The organism is Promicromonospora iranensis, from assembly GCF_028994775.1.
Classification (GTDB): domain Bacteria; phylum Actinomycetota; class Actinomycetes; order Actinomycetales; family Cellulomonadaceae; genus Promicromonospora; species Promicromonospora iranensis_A.
Genome location: NZ_JAJQMN010000009.1, coordinates 264,486 through 280,204, shown reverse-complemented (window position 1 = coordinate 280,204; position 15,719 = coordinate 264,486). Strand labels below are relative to the sequence as shown.

Annotated in this window: 14 protein-coding genes; 1 reads left to right on the top strand and 13 read right to left on the bottom strand. The window is 72.0% G+C overall.

Annotation, left to right across the window (positions count from 1 at the left end; all coding sequences use genetic code 11):
* From LUU90_RS18545 to LUU90_RS18535, 3 genes are all read right to left on the bottom strand, one after another.
* The coding region (locus LUU90_RS18545; protein ID WP_275005186.1) for a hypothetical protein at positions 1-577 on the bottom strand (577 nt) is incomplete at its 3' end.
* Between the two features lie 81 nt (positions 578-658).
* Positions 659-2,242 (bottom strand): hypothetical protein, encoded by a 1,584-nt coding sequence (locus LUU90_RS18540; RefSeq protein ID WP_275005184.1) that lies wholly within the window; start codon positions 2,240-2,242, stop codon positions 659-661.
* A gap of 179 nt (positions 2,243-2,421) precedes the next feature.
* Positions 2,422-3,636: a VIT1/CCC1 transporter family protein gene (locus LUU90_RS18535; protein ID WP_425596261.1), complete on the bottom strand. Its 1,215-nt coding sequence runs from the start codon at positions 3,634-3,636 to the stop codon at positions 2,422-2,424.
* 143 nt (positions 3,637-3,779) lie between these two features.
* Between LUU90_RS18535 and LUU90_RS18530 the strand changes: the two genes are divergently transcribed.
* Entirely contained in the window at positions 3,780-4,391 is a 612-nt protein-coding gene (locus tag LUU90_RS18530) for an RNase H family protein (protein WP_275005182.1), read from the top strand.
* 105 nt (positions 4,392-4,496) lie between these two features.
* Here LUU90_RS18530 and LUU90_RS18525 read toward each other — a convergent pair whose 3' ends face one another.
* The 10 genes from LUU90_RS18525 to LUU90_RS18480 form a co-directional block, all read right to left on the bottom strand.
* Positions 4,497-6,008 carry a class-II fumarase/aspartase family protein gene (locus LUU90_RS18525; RefSeq protein WP_275005180.1) on the bottom strand — a complete coding sequence of 504 codons (1,512 nt, stop codon included), beginning with the start codon at positions 6,006-6,008 and terminating at the stop codon, positions 4,497-4,499.
* Positions 6,009-6,480: 472 nt separating this feature from the next.
* Positions 6,481-6,621 carry a hypothetical protein gene (locus LUU90_RS18520; protein ID WP_275005178.1) on the bottom strand — a complete coding sequence of 47 codons (141 nt, stop codon included), beginning with the start codon at positions 6,619-6,621 and terminating at the stop codon, positions 6,481-6,483.
* 162 nt (positions 6,622-6,783) lie between these two features.
* Positions 6,784-7,818, bottom strand: a complete 1,035-nt coding sequence (locus tag LUU90_RS18515) for a branched-chain amino acid ABC transporter permease (RefSeq protein ID WP_275005177.1) — start codon at positions 7,816-7,818, stop codon at positions 6,784-6,786.
* On the bottom strand, positions 7,815-8,714 hold the full coding sequence (locus LUU90_RS18510) for a branched-chain amino acid ABC transporter permease (RefSeq protein WP_275005176.1): 900 nt from the start codon (positions 8,712-8,714) through the stop codon (positions 7,815-7,817). The genes LUU90_RS18515 and LUU90_RS18510 overlap by 4 nt, the downstream gene beginning before the upstream one ends.
* A 40-nt stretch (positions 8,715-8,754) precedes the next feature.
* Positions 8,755-9,477: an ABC transporter ATP-binding protein gene (locus tag LUU90_RS18505; protein ID WP_275005174.1), complete on the bottom strand. Its 723-nt coding sequence runs from the start codon at positions 9,475-9,477 to the stop codon at positions 8,755-8,757.
* Positions 9,474-10,262: an ABC transporter ATP-binding protein gene (locus LUU90_RS18500; RefSeq protein ID WP_275005172.1), complete on the bottom strand. Its 789-nt coding sequence runs from the start codon at positions 10,260-10,262 to the stop codon at positions 9,474-9,476. Before LUU90_RS18500 ends, LUU90_RS18505 begins: the two co-directional genes overlap by 4 nt.
* 85 nt (positions 10,263-10,347) lie before the next feature.
* Positions 10,348-11,643 carry an ABC transporter substrate-binding protein gene (locus LUU90_RS18495; RefSeq protein WP_275005170.1) on the bottom strand — a complete coding sequence of 432 codons (1,296 nt, stop codon included), beginning with the start codon at positions 11,641-11,643 and terminating at the stop codon, positions 10,348-10,350.
* A 68-nt stretch (positions 11,644-11,711) separates the two neighbouring features.
* Complete coding sequence (locus LUU90_RS18490) at positions 11,712-12,617, bottom strand: dioxygenase (protein WP_275005168.1); 906 nt, start codon at positions 12,615-12,617, stop codon at positions 11,712-11,714.
* Positions 12,610-14,439 (bottom strand): FAD-dependent oxidoreductase, encoded by a 1,830-nt coding sequence (locus LUU90_RS18485; protein WP_275005167.1) that lies wholly within the window; start codon positions 14,437-14,439, stop codon positions 12,610-12,612. Before LUU90_RS18485 ends, LUU90_RS18490 begins: the two co-directional genes overlap by 8 nt.
* 65 nt (positions 14,440-14,504) lie before the next feature.
* Positions 14,505-15,575, bottom strand: coding sequence for a helix-turn-helix domain-containing protein (locus tag LUU90_RS18480; RefSeq protein WP_275005166.1), 1,071 nt, complete (start codon positions 15,573-15,575; stop codon positions 14,505-14,507).
* Positions 15,576-15,719: the final 144 nt, after the last annotated feature.

Sequence of the window (15,719 nt, the reverse complement as noted above, 5' to 3'; positions counted from 1 at the left end):
TGCCCGGCTCACCCGTGCCCGGCTCCTCAGTGCCCGGCTCCTCAGTGCCCGGCTCACCCGTGCCCGGCTCCTCAGTGCCCGGCTCACCCGTTCCCGGCTCACCCGTTCCCGGCTCCTCAGTTCCCGGCTCACCCGTTCCGGGATCAGTTCCGGGGTCCTCCGTGCCAGGCTCCCCTGTCCCAGGCTGCTCGGGCCCGTCCGACCGGTCGCCCGTCAGCAGGCTGTCGACCAGACCGTCCTTGCCCAGCGTGCCCTCGACCACTCCCACGACGTCGGCACGCAGGAGCGACCCGACGATTCCCTCGCGACCGACGAGGTCGCCCACCAGACCCTTCTCACCGACTCCTTCGTCGGTGCCCGGCTCGGCAGACTTCGGGCTCATGGCAGGCGTGAGCTCACCCGGGGGCGCGTCGAGGTCGCCGCGCACGGTGGCGTCGTCCTCGACTACGTCTGTGGCTCCCTGAGTGGCTGGATCCAGCAGACCTCCCGCGGCGGCGTGCGCGGAGGAGGCGCCGACGACCATGAGGCCGCCCGCGACAAGAGCCGTGTAGAGCGCGCGTCGGAAGTATTTGTCCATGGGTCTCTCCTTGCCTGGCGTGGAGCCGACGGCAGATTCACCGTCGGGAGATGCCGCACGTGAAGGCGCGGCCCAGCCAGGTCAGGCAGGAGAGACAGGGATGTCCGTGTAGCTGCTCGAGAGCTTCGCGCGCGACTCGTCGGTCGCCACACGCCAGCAGCGCGCCCGGAAGAGGAGCAGGGCGGAGAGCGCCGCGAGGGGCTCGCCCCCCGGCCCCTTGAGCTGCTGTGCACCGCCGCCGAGCAGACCGGCCGTGCTTGCCCCCACGGCGTTGCCGGCACCGCCGGCACCGAGCGGAAGGTCCGCACCGGGGAGGCCGGGGCCGCCCGCGTGGGTGGCGCCCGCCGTCGCGATGCTCAGGGCAGGGACGGCGTCCGATGCGGTGGCGCCCTCGCGGACGTCCTCCCGCATCAGGTCGAGCATCGCGTGCTGGACGCCGGCAGACGTCCAGACCACGACTGCGACGGCCCCGGGAGCCTGCAGCGCCCCCGGGTACGTCGACCCGGTGCCCGCGGCCTGCTCCGCCGGGACCACCGTGCTGGGGCCGTCCGGCGCCGAAGGCTGGACGGGGAGCTCCGGCGCCAGGACACCAGGCACCGGAGCGATCGGCTCCACGATCGGACGCAGCGGCTCGACGACCGGAGCCAGGCCCTCGCCCACGGGAGCGACAACACCGACGACCGGCGTCAGGACCGGCTCGAGCGCGTCCGTGACGGGAGCGGTGACGGGCTCGAGCGCCCGCACGATCGGGGTCGCCACACCACCGACGACGTCGGTCACCGGGGAGACCAGGTCGCCCACGGGCTTCAGCACGCCACCGGTCACCGGGGCGAGCGGCCTGGTCACCGCACCGAGCACCGGCGCAAGGGGTGAGACGACCTGCTCGACGAGCCCGGTCACCGGGGCAAGCTGGTTCCCGACGGGTTCGGCCACCGGCTTGACGACCTCGCCGACCTGTTCGGTGACGGGCTTGAGGATCGGGTCGGAGACCTGCTCGACGACCCCGGCGACATCCGCGACGGGCTTCTTGATGATCCCCGTGACCGCTTCACCCACGGGCTCGGTGACCGCCGTGCGCACAGGCTCGGTCACCGGCTTCAGCACGCCGTCGGTAACCAGGTCCACCGCGCCCTTGACCGTCTTCGTGACCGGATCGGCCACCTCTCCGGTGGGCTCGGCCTTCCCCGTCGGCCCGGGAGTCGGCGCGGCGGCGGACTCCGGCACCGGCTCCGCGGCGGGCTCCGGCTCCGCGGCAGGCTCCGGCGCGGCAGCGGGCGCCTTGGGCTCCGTGCGCGGCGCAAGTGCAGCGTTCCGACCGGGCGTAGCAGCCAAGGGCTCGGGAACGGACTGCTCCGGTACCGCCGAAGGGCTGCCCGCCGTGGCCCGGCCGGCCCCGATCCTGGTCAGCCCGAGCATGTCCGTGGTTCGTGTGACGGACTGCGTCGTCGCCTCGACCGTGTCGCTGAGCGCGGAGCCGAGCGGGCTGCGTTCCGCGGCGCCCGCCGGGGCCGCGAGAGTGACACCGAGCGCAAGGCCCGCTGCGCCGAGCGCGAAGGTTCCGACGGCGCGCGCGACAGCACGACGGAGGTGATCCCCCGTGCCCGTCAGCGCGTCCTTCGACATCGTCTCCCGCTCTCCGGCCCCTCGTGGGCCGCTAACAGACATGCATACACATCTAATCTGCTGGGGGTTCCCGATCTCGGCAACTGCATACCTGCGGTTTGCGGATCGCGAATTTTGTGCTTAGGAACTGCGACATGTCGGAAGAGGCGCAGTATCTCGCCCTTCTCACGCTAATCGGCACGATTGGAACGGGCCATCCGGGGCCGGGGTGAACTCTCGAATCACCCCACGGTCGCCCCGAAGACGAGGCCCAGCACGTAGGTGACGCCCGCAGCCCCAAGGCCGATCGCGATCTGGCGCAGCGCCCTGGTGAGCGGCGAGGTGCCCGACAGGAGCCCGACGACGGCGCCCGTCACGAGCAGCGCGAGCCCGACGAGGGCGGTGGCGACGACCACGGCGACCAGACCCTCCAGACCCAGCAGGTAGGGCAGCACCGGGATCACCGCGCCCGACGCGAAGAAGCAGAAGGACGAGAACGCCGCGCCCCACGCCGTCCCGTGCGTCTCGAGTTCGTCCACGTCGGCCGCGGTGTCCGCGCCGTCCGCCGGGCGCTCCTCGGTCGACGCGTCGTGCACCCGCAGGAGCGGACCGTGGTGCTCCGTCGGGGTGACCGCGAGCCGGGCGAGCACGGCGTCGGCGTGCGCGGTCGCGTCCTCGATGGTCATGCCCCGGGCTCGGTACACGAGCGCCAGCTCGTTCGCGTCGACGTCGAGGTGCGGCAGGGCGGCGCCCGCCGCGGGCGACGGTGACGACGCCTCGAGCAGCTCGCGCTGCGAGCGCACCGACACGAACTCCCCAGCGCCCATCGAGAGCGCGCCGGCGAGGAGGCCGGCGAGCCCGGACAGCAGCACGGTGCTCGTGGCCACACCGGACGCGCCGATGCCGAGCACGAGCGCGAGGTTCGACACGAGCCCGTCGTTCGCGCCGAACACCGCGGCGCGGAACGTGCCCGACAGCCGGTTCCGGCCGCGGGTGGCGAGCGCGCGCACCACTTCCTCGTGGATCTGCTCGTCGGCCGCCATGGTCACCGTGGCGTCGGCGTCGTGCGCGTACGACGACCTCGCCTCGGCGCGCTGCGCGAGCGCCAGGACGAAGACGCCGCCGAAACGACGAGCGAGGAACCCGAGCGCCCGGGTGCGGAGGTCGCCGCGCACGGGTGCGCCGACGTCGGGGCCCAGGAGGTCGAGCCAATGCGACTCGTGTCTCTTCTCCGCGCGCGCGAGCGCGAGGAGGATCTCGCGTTCCTCGCCGGTGCGTCGCCCGGCGAGGTCACGATAGACAGCGGCCTCGGCTCGTTCGTCCGCGAGCAGCCGCCGCCACCGCCGGATGTCGGCACGTGTCCGACGACGGGACGGGTGCAGCTCCTGCGCCCGCTCGGCGGGCGTAGGGGTGCTGTCGGACGAGCGTCGGGCCGGGTCGGAAGGTACGTGAGGCACGACGTCATCATGCCCACGGATCGCGGGTCGTGGGTTTCGTGGCTCCAGCGCAGGTTTTTCGCCCGGCCGAACTCGGTGCCCGCCCGGTCCCGAACCTGCCGTCCCCGGCCTGCCGTACGGATTCTCGGGCAGAAGGATGCACAATGGACGCCGTGATCATCGTCAGCACGCACGGGTCGGCCGCACCCGGCGGCGCGATCGGATGGGCGTGGATCAACCACGCGGGCGGCCAGTTCGACTCGGGCGGCGCGGCCCGGGGAAACGAGCAGGCGGCCGCGCTCTCGGCCCTGCTACGGGCGATCGAGGCCCACCCCGGTGACGAGCCGCTGCTCGTGGAGTCCGGTTCGCAGTACGCCATCCGATCAGTGTCCGAGTGGTCCGAGGGTTGGAAGCGCAACGACTGGCGCTCCCCGTCCGGTGAGCCCGTCCCGAATCTCGACCTCGTGCAGGGCATCGACCGCGCCGTGACGGAACGCACGGGGCCGGTCCGCTTCCACTGGGTACGGGGGCACGTCGGCAACCCGTACAACGAGCGCGTCGACCAGCTCGCCGGCTTCGCCGCCGAGGAGTGGGACGCGGGACGGGGCGGCGTCGGCGAGATGCTCGTACCGGACGCCGGGATGATCCCGGACGCCGAGCTGCGCAGCGCGAGCTTCACCGCGGAGGCACCGGAGCCCCCTGCCCGGGTGACGCCGCCCGCTCCGGTCGGGACAGCGGCCGGCCGGACGTGGGTGGCGGACACCCTGTTCGACTGAGGTCGATCGAAGCCGTTCGGCCGAGGACAGAGCTGCGGCCCTGACCCGACGCACCAGGTACGCCGGGTCAGGGCCGCAGTGTCCGCGCTCCAGCGCGGGGGCCGGCTACAGGCCGACCAGCAGGAGGTCGTCGGCGGTCCGGGCGGCCGGGACGACCCCGTCGGTGGTGACCGGGTCTGCGTCGTCCGCGCCGTGGCCCTTCCTGGTCGTCTCGCGCAGGAACAGCGGCACGGGCTTCGCCGTGCGAGCGCTGAACTCGAGCCGGTCGGCGACGGCGCGGGCGTGCTGTGCCATCTCGTGCGCGATGGTAATGCTCTCGCCCAGGTAGGCGCTCGGGTCGATCAGGCGGCGGATCTCGTCACGGTCGAAGTAGGCGCTGACCGTGGTGTTCCGCACCAGCAGATCGAGGAACTGCTCGTCGCCGACGGCGGACTCCTGTGCCACCTCGTACACGACCTCGTGCGCCTTCTGCCGGCCGATGCGCTCGCCCAGCTCCATCATGAGCGACTCCGAGCCGATGAGCCCCTCGCTGAGGGCGAGGTTCGACCGCATCCGCTGCTCGTCCAGCTCCAGGCCGTCGAGGATGACGTCGAGCCGGGTCAGGATGTCGCCGGCCAGGACCGTGGCACGGGAGACCGTCGACTCCAGGAGGTCGGTCATCCCGCCGTTGGCCTCGTGGTCATGCTGCATCGCCTCGAGCGCCGGCGCGGCCAGCGCGCGGAGCTGTGCGCTCATCGACAGGAGGTCGAGGGCCAGCTGCGGGTTGCGCTTGTGCGGCATGGTCGAGCTGCCGACGGTCCCGTCCGGGATGGGCTCGAACGCCTCGCCGAACTCCGGCTGCATCATCGAGTAGATGTCCTTGCCGATCTTGCCCGCGGTGCCGGCGACCTGGCCGAGGACGAGGACGAGCTCGACGATGCCGTCGTTGATCGCGCGCGACGGGACGGGCATGGTGCCCAGCCCGAGGTGGTTGGCGACCCTGCGCTCGACCTCACGGCCGGCGGGCCCGAACGACGCGAACGTGCCGACGGCGCCACCCATGAGCACCCGGAACAGCCGGTCCTCGAGGCGCTCGAGCCGGTCGGTGTGAGCCGTGAGCTCGTCGATCCAGACCGCCACCTTGAAGCCGAAGGTGATCGGGACGGCGTGCTGGCTGTGCGTGCGGCCCGCCATCGGCACCGCCGCGGAGGCGTCGGCCTGCTTCGACATGCCGCGCAGCACCTTGGCGAGCAGGTCCTTGACGGCGCGGTGCGCGTCGCGCAGCACCAGTACGTCGGCCGTCTGCGTGATGTTCTGCGTGGTGGCGCCCCAGTGCACCCACCCGCCGTGCTCGCGGCCGACCACGCGGGCGAACTCCTCGATGAGCGGCATCAGCGGGTGGCTCGCCGACACCGTCTCGGCCGCCACCCGGACGAGGTCGAGCTTCTCGATCTGCGCAGCCTGCGCAATCGCCTCCCCTGCCGGCTCCGGGATCAGGCCGACCTCGGCCTCCGCCAGTGCGAGCGCCGCCTCGACGTCGAGTCGCGCTTGGAATCGGTTCTCGACGCTGAAGAGGTGCGCGATCCCGGCGTCGGGCACGCGTCCGTCCGTGAAGTGTCGAATCGATTCGCCGTTCATTCCTGGGTTCCCCACTCAGTTTTTCTCGCCGTACGTGACTGGACGTGCACTGACAGGTCTGCCCCGGGTAGGGGTTGGTCTGCCGGCGGGCCCTTCTCCACCGCGCACCGGTCGCCGCGGAGCCTTGCCCGCCGGCCTACCGTGCTGAACGCGCTGTACCGAGTGCTCGATGCACCGATCTGCTGTCCCGAATTGTGGGAGAAGAAACCGCTACCAGATTAGCGGAACTGTTTCGGGAATGTAACGGGCGTGAGGTCCATCACACTGCCCAGGGGTTCCAGGAGGCCTACGACCTGCCGTTCTGCCAGGCAATAACCGGCACGGGGTGAACTTTCACGACCTCGCCGTTCGTCTCGTATGGCGAGAAAGAGCGGGACTGAGACGCAGAGAGCCCGGCCGCACGTGCCACCGAGGGCGTGCGGTCGGGCTCTCTGTCGAGGCGCCAGCCGGTGCGGCGCGAGCGTGCCGCGGGTCAGCCCGCGGAGGCGTCGTCGGCCGGGGCGTCGAGTTGCTCGCGCTGAGGCACGTAGGCCTCCGTGGCGCTCCGATGCAGGAGCGTGGTGCGGCGAGGGTTGGCGATGGAGTGGTACTGGGCGTCGTCGGCGTCCGTCATGGTCCTCCTCCGGTGCAGGCGTGCGGTTACCGTGCACGTGGTTCACCGCTGATGTGCGGATCAACCATTTTCGTTGATACCGAGTCGCGCCGTCGACTGAAGAGCCTGTGACATCTGCCTCACCGCGCTGCCAGAACTTTGTCCTGAGCGTGATCGTTGGTGCTATTCGCCCGCCCTGCGCGCGACGGTCGCGTCCGGAGCGACAGCACCCACCCGGTACCCGGTGGGGAACAGCTGGTAGCGACCAGCCACCAGACCCCAGAGGCCGCGCGGTGCCAGGAGGACCACTCCCACCGCCACCACGCCGAGCACCACCAGGTACCAGGTGCCGAGCGGCGCGAGGGCCTGCTGCAGCGCCCAGTAGAGGACCGCCCCGACGAGCGGGCCCTCGATGGTCCCGATACCGCCGACCACCACGATGAAGATCATCGCGGCGGTCCAGCTCACGGAGTAGATCGACCCGGGCGTCACCCCGAGCGTGCTCAGCGCGACGAGTGCGCCGGCGAGCGCCGCACCGGCCGACCCCGCGACGTACACGAGACGCCTGCCGCGGTCCACCGCCACGCCCAGGCTGCTCGCGGCGACGCGGTCGTCGCGGATCGCGGTGAGGCCGAGTCCCACGCGGGAGCGCATGAGCAGGTACGTCCCGAGCACGACGGCGATCATGAGCGCCAGCGCGAACCAGTAGACGAAGGCGACGCGCTCCACCCGGTCGGTGCCGCGGAAGGCGCTGAGGGAGAGCCCCGTCCCGCCGCCGAGCCCGTCGATGCGCATGGTGACGAGCCGGAACACCTCGGCCACGACCCAGGTGCCGATGGCGAAGTACCCGCCGGCCAGGCGGAACACGAGGTAGCTCGTGGGCAGGGCGATCGCGGCGCCGATCAGGCCCGCGGCGAGCACGGCCAGCCACGGCGGGGCGCCGACGGCGTCGGCGAGCTGGATCAGGGCGTACCCGCCCACGCCGACGTAGGCCTGCTGACCCACGCTCACCATGCCGCCGTACCCCGCGAGCAGGTTCCAGGTGGTACCGAGTATCACGAGGGCGAAGAGCATCACGAGGCTCGACAGCGCACCCAAGGTCACCACGTACGGCACGACGGCGGCGAGCAGCACGACCACGAGCAGCATGACGCCCCCACCGACCAGGGATCCGCGCCCGCCCCGCGTGATCGTGGGGACAGCAGCGGGACGGCTCATGCCTGCACGCTCCTCGGCATCAGGCCGCCCGGCCGGACCACGAGGACGGCGAGGAAGACGAGGTGCCCGGCGAGCACCCCGGACTGCGGGTCGATCTGCGCACCGATCGTCTGGGCCAGGCCCAGGACCATGCCGCCCGCGAGCGTGCCCCACAGCGAGCCGAGCCCACCGATGATCACCGCCTCGAACGCGAACAGCAGCACCAGATCTCCGTAGCCGGGCGAGAACTGGGTGCTCATGCCGACGAACACGCCCGCGAGCCCCAGCGTCGCGAAGGCGAGCGCGGTGGCCACCGCGTACATGTGCTTCGGGTCGACGCCGGTCATCGCGGCGGCCCCGGCGTCGTCGGCGACGGCGCGCATGGCGCGGCCCGTGGAGGTGCGGGCCAGGAAGAGCTGTACCGCCGCGATGACCGCCACCGCCACGCCCAGGGTGAGCAGCGGCAGGACGCCGACCGAGAGGTCGCCGAGGGGCAGTCCCGCCGAGGCGAGGTCGCCGGTGGGGATCTTGCGGGTGTCCGCGCTGAAGACCTCCTGGAGCAGGTTCGTGAGCGCCACGGCGACGCCGAACGACACGAGCAGCGGCGCGAGCTCGCCCGCGCCGCGCGCGCCTCCGGCCGCGTCCTGGCCGACCTGCGCGAGCGCCGGGTTGAACAGGCCTCGCTGCACCGCATACCCGAGAGCCGCGAACAGCGGGACGACCACGACGATCGCGAGCCACAGCGGCAGCCCCTGCTGCACCAGGACGAGCGAGAGATACGCGGCGAGCACCGCGAGCACGCCGTGCGCGAGGTTGACGATGCGCATCACGCCGAAGATCAGCGACAGGCCGCAGGCGAGCAGGGCGTACTGCCCGCCGAGCAGCACACCCTGCACGCCGGCGTTGAGCCAGTCCATCGTTCCTCCGGTCTCGCTACGGTTCCATTCGCCGAGGTAGTCACCTCGGCGAGGGCGGGTGGTGGCTGACGCCGAAGTACGCGTCCGCGACGGTGTCACGGTCCAGGCCGGCGGCCGGCGCCTCCAGCACCGTCCGGCCGCCGAGGAGGCACTGGACCCGGTCCGCCACGCGCAGCGCCTGGTCCAGGTCCTGCTCGACGACGAGCGCGGTGGTACCCGACGCGGTGATCTGCCGCACGGCGTCGTAGAGCTGCGCGACGACGGTCGGCGCGAGCCCGAGCGACACCTCGTCGAGCAGCAGCACGCGCGGGTTCGCCAGGAGCGCGCGGCCGATCGCCACCGCCTGCTGCTGCCCCCCGGAGAGCACACCGCCCCGCCGGTCCCTCATCTCGGCCACCAGCGGGAACATGTCGTACACGGCGCGCAGGTCCCATGGCCCGGGGCGCTTCGGGTAGCGGCCCATGAGCAGGTTCTCCTCGACGGTGAGCGAGCCGAAGATGCGCCGCCCCTCGGGCACGAGCGCGATCCCGCGCCGCACCCGCTGGTGGGCGGGCACCCGGGTGACCGGCGCGCCGTCGAGCAGCACGGTGCCCGATGCCGGCAGGTGCATCCCTGCGAGCGCCGCCAGCAGCGTGGACTTGCCCGCGCCGTTGGCGCCGAGCACCGCGAGCGTCTCCCCCTCCGCGACGGACAGCGACACGCCGTCCACCGCCGTCAGGTCGCCGTACCGGACCGCCAGGCCGCTCACGTCCAGGACGTTCATGCCGTCTCCCCGGTGGGTTCCGCCGTGGGCTCCGCGCCCGCGTCCACGGCGTCGACCGTCGATCCCAGGTACACCTCGACCACCTGCGGGCTGCGGATCACCTCGTGCGGGTCGCCCTGGGCGATCACCTCCCCGCCGGCGAGGCACATCAGCCGGTCCACCACGTCGAGCAGCGCGTGCAGCACGTGCTCGATCCAGACGACCGCCACGCCGTCGTCCCGCAGGCGGCGCACGAGGCCGACCACCTGCGGCAGCTCGCCGTCGGTGAGGCCACCGGCGATCTCGTCCAGGAGGAGCAGACGCGGACCGGTCGCGAGGGCCCGTGCGACCTCCAGCCGCTTGCGGTCCAGCAGGCGCAGGCTGCCCGACGGCGTGTCGGCCACCTCGGTCATGCCCGTCACCTCGAGCGCGTGCCAGGCCTGGGTGCCCGCGTCCCGGGCCGGCTCCGTCGCCGCATTCCTCCGCCCGGCGAACGACGCACCGACCAGGACGTTCTCGTACACGGTGAGCCCGCCGAAGGGTCGCGGCACCTGGTACGACCGCGCGATGCCCCGGTCGGCACGGGCGGCGGCGCCGAGCCGGGTGACATCCCGCCCGTCGAGCACCACCGTCCCGGCGTCGGCCCGCTGTGTACCCGCGACGATGTCGAGGAGCGTGGTCTTGCCCGCCCCGTTCGGACCGACCAGGCCGAGCGCCTCGCCGGCAGCGACCTCGAACGACACGTCGCGGGCGGTGACGACCCGGCCGAAGCGTTTGGCGACGCCCGATACCTGGAGCAGGGGCACGGTCACTCCTTTCGGGGTCTCGACAAGCTCGACCAACGGTGCGGTGGGGTGCGGTGCGGCCGGGTGCGGCGCGGCGCGGCGCGGGCTACTGGAGCGGCTCGACCTCGCCACCTGTCGGGATCTCCGGGGCCAGCTTGTTGGAGACGACCACGAGCTCGTACGGGTTCGCGCCCTCGCCCTGCCCGTCGTCGAGCCGCCACTGGCCACCGACCAGCGGGGTCTTGGCGACGTACGGCGGGACGCTGTCGTCGGCACCCCAGGCGACGTCGCCGACCACGGTGGAGACCTGGAGCGTGGACAAGGCCTCGGTGATCGCGTCCGGCTCGGTGGAACCGGCCTCCTCGACGGCAGCGACCGTGATCTCGAACAGGGCCTCCGCGAAGCCGAGCGGCTGCGTCCACTGCTTGCCCGTGTCGGCCTCGTACTGGTCGGCCAGCTCCTGCGCCGTCTGCCCCGTCAGGGACGAGGTGAACGGTGCCGTCGGGTGCCACCAGACCTCGGACGTGAGGCCGTCGCCCGCGTTGCCCAGCGCCTCGACCGCCGACGGGAAGAGCAGCGCCTTGCCGATCGTGGCGACCTTCGGCCGGTAACCCTGCTGCCCCGCCTGCTGCCAGAACGTGGTGAAGTCCGGCGGGATCGGCACGCCCACGAGGATGTCGTGACCCTTGAACGCGGAGAGCTGCGCCGAGAAGTCCTGGGTGCCGTTCGGGTACAGGCCCGGGTCGTCGATGGTGACGCCGGTGTCGGCCGTCAGGGCCGGGAAGTTCGCGCTCCAGGCCTGGCCGTCCGGGTCGTTCGGGAACAGGCCGGCCGCCTTGGAGTTGGTGTCGACCTGGCTCCACATGTCCGCGTAGACCGCCGACACGTCCTCCAGGCCCCAGAACGCGTGATAGCTGTACTCGAGGTCGGCCGGCTGGTCACCCTCGCGGATCGCGAAGGGCTGCCACGGCGCGACCGTCGAGATGCACGGGACCGAGTTCGCCTCGCACTGCTCCGAGACGGGGTTGGTGATGTCCGGCGTCGACGACGTCAGCACCAGGTCGACGCCGTCGCTGTTGATCAGCTCCGCGGCCACCTCGCCCGCGCGGGCGGAGCTGGACTGCGAGTCCTTCACGATGATCTCGACGGCGTGCTCGCTCCCGTCGACGGTGACCGGGTTGTCCGCGAACCACTCCTCCATCGCCTCGATCACGTAGGCGTTGGCCTCTCCGAACGGTGCGGACGAGCCCGTCTCGGTCGAGACGAAGCCGATCCGTAGGACGTTCTCCTCCCCGCCGTCGCCGCCGATCGTGCCGCCGCCGACGTCGCCGCAGCCCGCGAGGGCCCCTACCAGCACTGTCGTCGACGCCCAGGCCACCAGGGCCCGTCCGTTGCGAACCATCGTCGTCACTCCAAGTCAGTAGTGGTACGTGCTACATCGGTGGTGCCGTGACTTTCAGGTGGTGCGGTTCACTCGCGCGGGGCGAGCACCATGTCGAAGCGGGTGCGCGACCACGTGCCTTCCACCACGCGGCCGTCCGGCGTCGGGGTGCCCGCCGGCAGCTCCTCGAAGTCCATGACGAGCGAGTCCTTGACCCCGAACACGGAGTCCGAGGCGAGCAGCTCGTCACCGCGCACGAAGATGTGGGTCACCAGGGTGCGCAGACCCGGCGCAGTCACCATGAAGTGCAGGTGTGCGGCACGCAGGGGTGACCGGCTCGTCGCCGCGAGCAGGGCGCCCACCGGCCCGTCGTGCGGAATCGGGTACGGCGTCGGCGTGACGCCCCAGAACCGGTAGCCGCCGTCGTCGTCCGAGTAGAGGTGCGCACGCCCCGCGGTGCGCTCGTCGCCGTACTGGACGTCGTAGAACCCGTCCTCGTCCGCCTCCCACACCTCGATCCGGGCGCCCCTCACCGGCCTGCCCGCGGTGTCGGTCACGGTGCCCTCCACCCAGCAGGGCTGCCCCGTGGCGCCACCGGCGATGTCCCCGCCGTTGTCGATCCGCGGGGCGTCGTCCACGAAGAACGGTCCGAACACCGTGGCCTCCGTCGCGGAACCGTACGCCTCGTTGTTGATCGCGATGGTCTGCATGGAGGCGCCCAGCACGTCGGACAGCAGGACGAACTCCTGCCGCTTGTCGTCGGTGATGTGCCCGGTGGCCGTGAGGAACTCGATGCCCTTGTTCCACTCGTCCTCGGTGAGCCGCACCTCGCGCAGGAACGCGTGCAGGTGCCGCGTCAGGGCCTGCATGACGGTCTTCAGCCGCTCGTCGTCGGCGTGGTCGAACGACGCCACGACCCGGTCGGTGAGGTCCTGCTCCCGGGCGGCCTGCTCCTGGGCCGCCTGCTCCTGGGCCGCACGGTCGTTCTCAGCCATCCTGTTCGCTCCGCCCGAGCACCGCCTTGAGTGCGTCGCCGAGGGCGCCCGCGGGGTCGGCGGCGAGCGTCTGCGCGCGCCACGCCACGTGCGAGTCGGGGCGGACCAGGATCGCGCCCGACTCCTCGACGCCCCGCATCTTCGCCCAGTCGTAGTAGGTGTCGATCACCTCGCGGCCGGGTCCGATGACCACCGTCCCGAGCGGCACGCCGAGCTCGGCGGCGACCTTGGCCGCCGCGTCGGCCCATGCCTCCCCCGCGATACCGGTGACCAGCGTGAACCGTCCGTACGGCACCAGGTCGTGGGTCGAGAGCTTGTAGCCCGCGGGGTCGGCCACCCAGACATGCGGGAACCGGGCACCCGGGACCGTGGACTGCTTGTAGTAGAGCTCCGGGTCGCGCTCGTCGACGGGCCGGGGTGACCCGTCCGGGACGACCGCGGCCGACTCGTAGAACTGGCCCATGTCCACGCCGTGCGCGTTGAACTCGTAGTTCTTCAGGTCCATGGCCTCGACGAGCGCCTTGCGCTTGGCCTCCCCGGCCGGAGTGTTGGCCTTGCGCTCGTCGATGGCGGCCTGCATGGCCTCGGGGGTCTCGGCGTCGAGGACACCGAGCACCTCCATGAACCGGAACTCGCCGCCGGACTTGTTGGCCCGCAGCACGATCTGCTCGGCGATCGGCGCACGCTCGGTCGAGTACGTGTCCAGCAGGGACGGCGCCGCCTGCCCGCCCAGGACCGCGGCGATCTTCCACGCCAGGTTGTACGAGTCCTGGACCGACGTGTTGGAGCCCAGGCCGTTGCTCGGCGGGTGCCGGTGCACGGCGTCGCCCGCGCAGAAGACGCGTCCCTTCTGCAGGTGGGTCGCGTACATCTGGTTGTTGCCCCACAGCGAGTAGCCGGTGATCTCGACGTCGAGATCGTCGACGCCGACCAGCTGCCGCACGATCTCGGCCGCCGCCGCGTCGTCCAGCTGCGGCGGCTCGCCCGCGATGTCGTAGCCCCAGACGATCAGCCACTCGTTCCACGGCCGGACCATGCGGACCAGGCCGGCGCCGATCCCGCCGACGTCGGAGCCGGGCTGCAACACCCAGTACAGGACGGACGGACGGTGCCCGACGAGCTGGGTGAGGTCGGCCTTGAACGTGATGTTCATGGAGCCCGCGATGTCCATCGCGCCCTCGAACGGGAGCCCGATGTCGGCGGCCACCTGGGAGCGGGCGCCGTCGCCCCCGATCAGGTACCTGGACCGGATCGTGTACTCGGTGCCGGTGACGCGGTCGAGCACGCGGGTGCTGACGCCGTCGTCGTCCTGGGTGTGGCTCAGGTACTGCGTGGAGAACCGGGACTGGGTGCCCCGCTCGGTGGCGTTCTTCACCAGGATCGGCTCGAGATAGGTCTGCGGGATGTCCACGGTGAGCGACGGCGAGGCGAGGCGTGCGTCCGCCTCCCGGGCGGGGTGGGTCTCCCAGGTGAGGATCCGGCCGATCTCCTCCCCGGCGATCGTCGTGCAGAACACCGTGTCGCCCACCAGCTCGTGCGGCGTGGCGTCCGCGAGGACCTGGTCCTCGATCCCCAGGTCCCGGAAGATTTCCATGGTCCGCTGGTTGGTGATGTGCGCGCGGGGCGTGTTCGCCGTCCAGCGGTACTTGGTGATCATGATGTTGCTGACCCCCAGGCTGGACAGGAACAGGGCCGCTGACGCGCCCGCCGGCCCGGAGCCGACGACGAGCACGTCCGTCTCGACGACGACGTCGGTGGGCGTGGTGCCGGCAGGGTTGCTGGGCAGTGCGGTCGCTGTCTGACCGTCGTCGAACTCAGGCATGCGCACAGGCTGCCGTGGGCCTCCGACCAGGGAAAAGACCTGGCCACGAAAGTCGGCGGAAATCCTCAAGAACCGATGGGAAGCGGGTGTGCCGGGCCGGTGTACCGGCGAGCCTCCGACGGCGACATGCCCGACTGCTCCCGGAACACGCGCGAGAACTGGGCGGCCGACGAGAAGCCACAGCGCAGGCCGATGGCCTCGACCGTCTGCTCCGCGTAGGACGGCATGCGGAGCATGCGACCCGCCATCTCCACCCGGCGGCGGGCGACGAACCGCGGCACGCTCGTGCCCTGCTCGGCGAACACCCGCGAGAGCTGGCGCTCGCTCAGCCCGATCGCGTCGGCGATGCGGCGCGCGGACAGCGTCGGGTCACGCAGCCACTGCCGCACGTACTGCTCGGCCGCGGCGAAGTGCGCCCCGGTCGTCGACGCCCCGGCGGCCGAGGGCGTCGCCGTCGGCGGTGCGCCGGCCGCCGTCGAGCCCGCCGTGTCCGGCTGTGCCAGCACCGCGGTGACCAGCTCGAGCAGGGCGTCCTCGTCCGCCGAGCCGTCCCCCCGCGATCCCACGGCGCGCGCGACCAGTGCGGTCAGCGCGGCCGCGTACGTGCCCGCGCCCCACGCCGCGGCGGTTCTGCCACCCGGGCCGGCCTGGCCCCGGAAGTTGATCACCCGCGCGGTGCGCGGCATGGTGCCGCCCACGGAGCGGAGCACGTCGTAGGGCACCTTGACCGCCAGCTCCTCCAGGCCCTGCGAGAAACCGCGCAGGAACGGCCGGTCGGCGTCGCACACCAGGAGCTGGCCGGGGCGCAGCGTCCGCGTGCCGTCGGCGTCGGCGAAGATCGCCGCACCCGCGAGCGTGAAGTACAGGGCCACCGACTCGGTGGGGCGGGAGCGCACGGTACGTGCGGTGCGTTCGACGGCGTGCGGGTTGGCCTCGACGTGCGCCAGGTGCAACCGGTCCAGCTGGAGGTTCGCCTCCGCGGCCTCGAGCGCCGACTCGTCGAGCATGCGGCACTGCAACGCCACCAGGGCGTGGGCGTTGTGCTCCTCCCACAGCTCGATCCGCCGCGCTGCGGGCAGGCCTCGCGTGGAGAAGCGGTCGACGGCGCCGTGCGACGCCGGTGTGCCACGGGTCACGGGCTCACAGTAGGTCCAGCGCACCGAGCCGCACCAGGATTCGCGGTGATCCCCCGGCGTGTTGGCCTGGCGTGTTGGCCCGACGTGTTCGAGCAGGTCAGGCCGTGTGGCGAACGTCCGGCGTGGACAGCGGGTGCGGGCGGC

Coding starts and splice junctions, on each gene's coding strand:
- LUU90_RS18540 (WP_275005184.1), bottom strand. CDS start 2,242: ATGTCTGTTAGCGGCCCACGAGGGGCCGGAGAGCGGGAGACGATGTCG.
- LUU90_RS18530 (WP_275005182.1), top strand. CDS start 3,780: ATGGACGCCGTGATCATCGTCAGCACGCACGGGTCGGCCGCACCCGGC.
- LUU90_RS18525 (WP_275005180.1), bottom strand. CDS start 6,008: ATGAACGGCGAATCGATTCGACACTTCACGGACGGACGCGTGCCCGAC.
- LUU90_RS18520 (WP_275005178.1), bottom strand. CDS start 6,621: ATGACGGACGCCGACGACGCCCAGTACCACTCCATCGCCAACCCTCGC.
- LUU90_RS18515 (WP_275005177.1), bottom strand. CDS start 7,818: ATGAGCCGTCCCGCTGCTGTCCCCACGATCACGCGGGGCGGGCGCGGA.
- LUU90_RS18510 (WP_275005176.1), bottom strand. CDS start 8,714: ATGGACTGGCTCAACGCCGGCGTGCAGGGTGTGCTGCTCGGCGGGCAG.
- LUU90_RS18505 (WP_275005174.1), bottom strand. CDS start 9,477: ATGAACGTCCTGGACGTGAGCGGCCTGGCGGTCCGGTACGGCGACCTG.
- LUU90_RS18495 (WP_275005170.1), bottom strand. CDS start 11,643: ATGGTTCGCAACGGACGGGCCCTGGTGGCCTGGGCGTCGACGACAGTG.
- LUU90_RS18490 (WP_275005168.1), bottom strand. CDS start 12,617: ATGGCTGAGAACGACCGTGCGGCCCAGGAGCAGGCGGCCCAGGAGCAG.
- LUU90_RS18485 (WP_275005167.1), bottom strand. CDS start 14,439: ATGCCTGAGTTCGACGACGGTCAGACAGCGACCGCACTGCCCAGCAAC.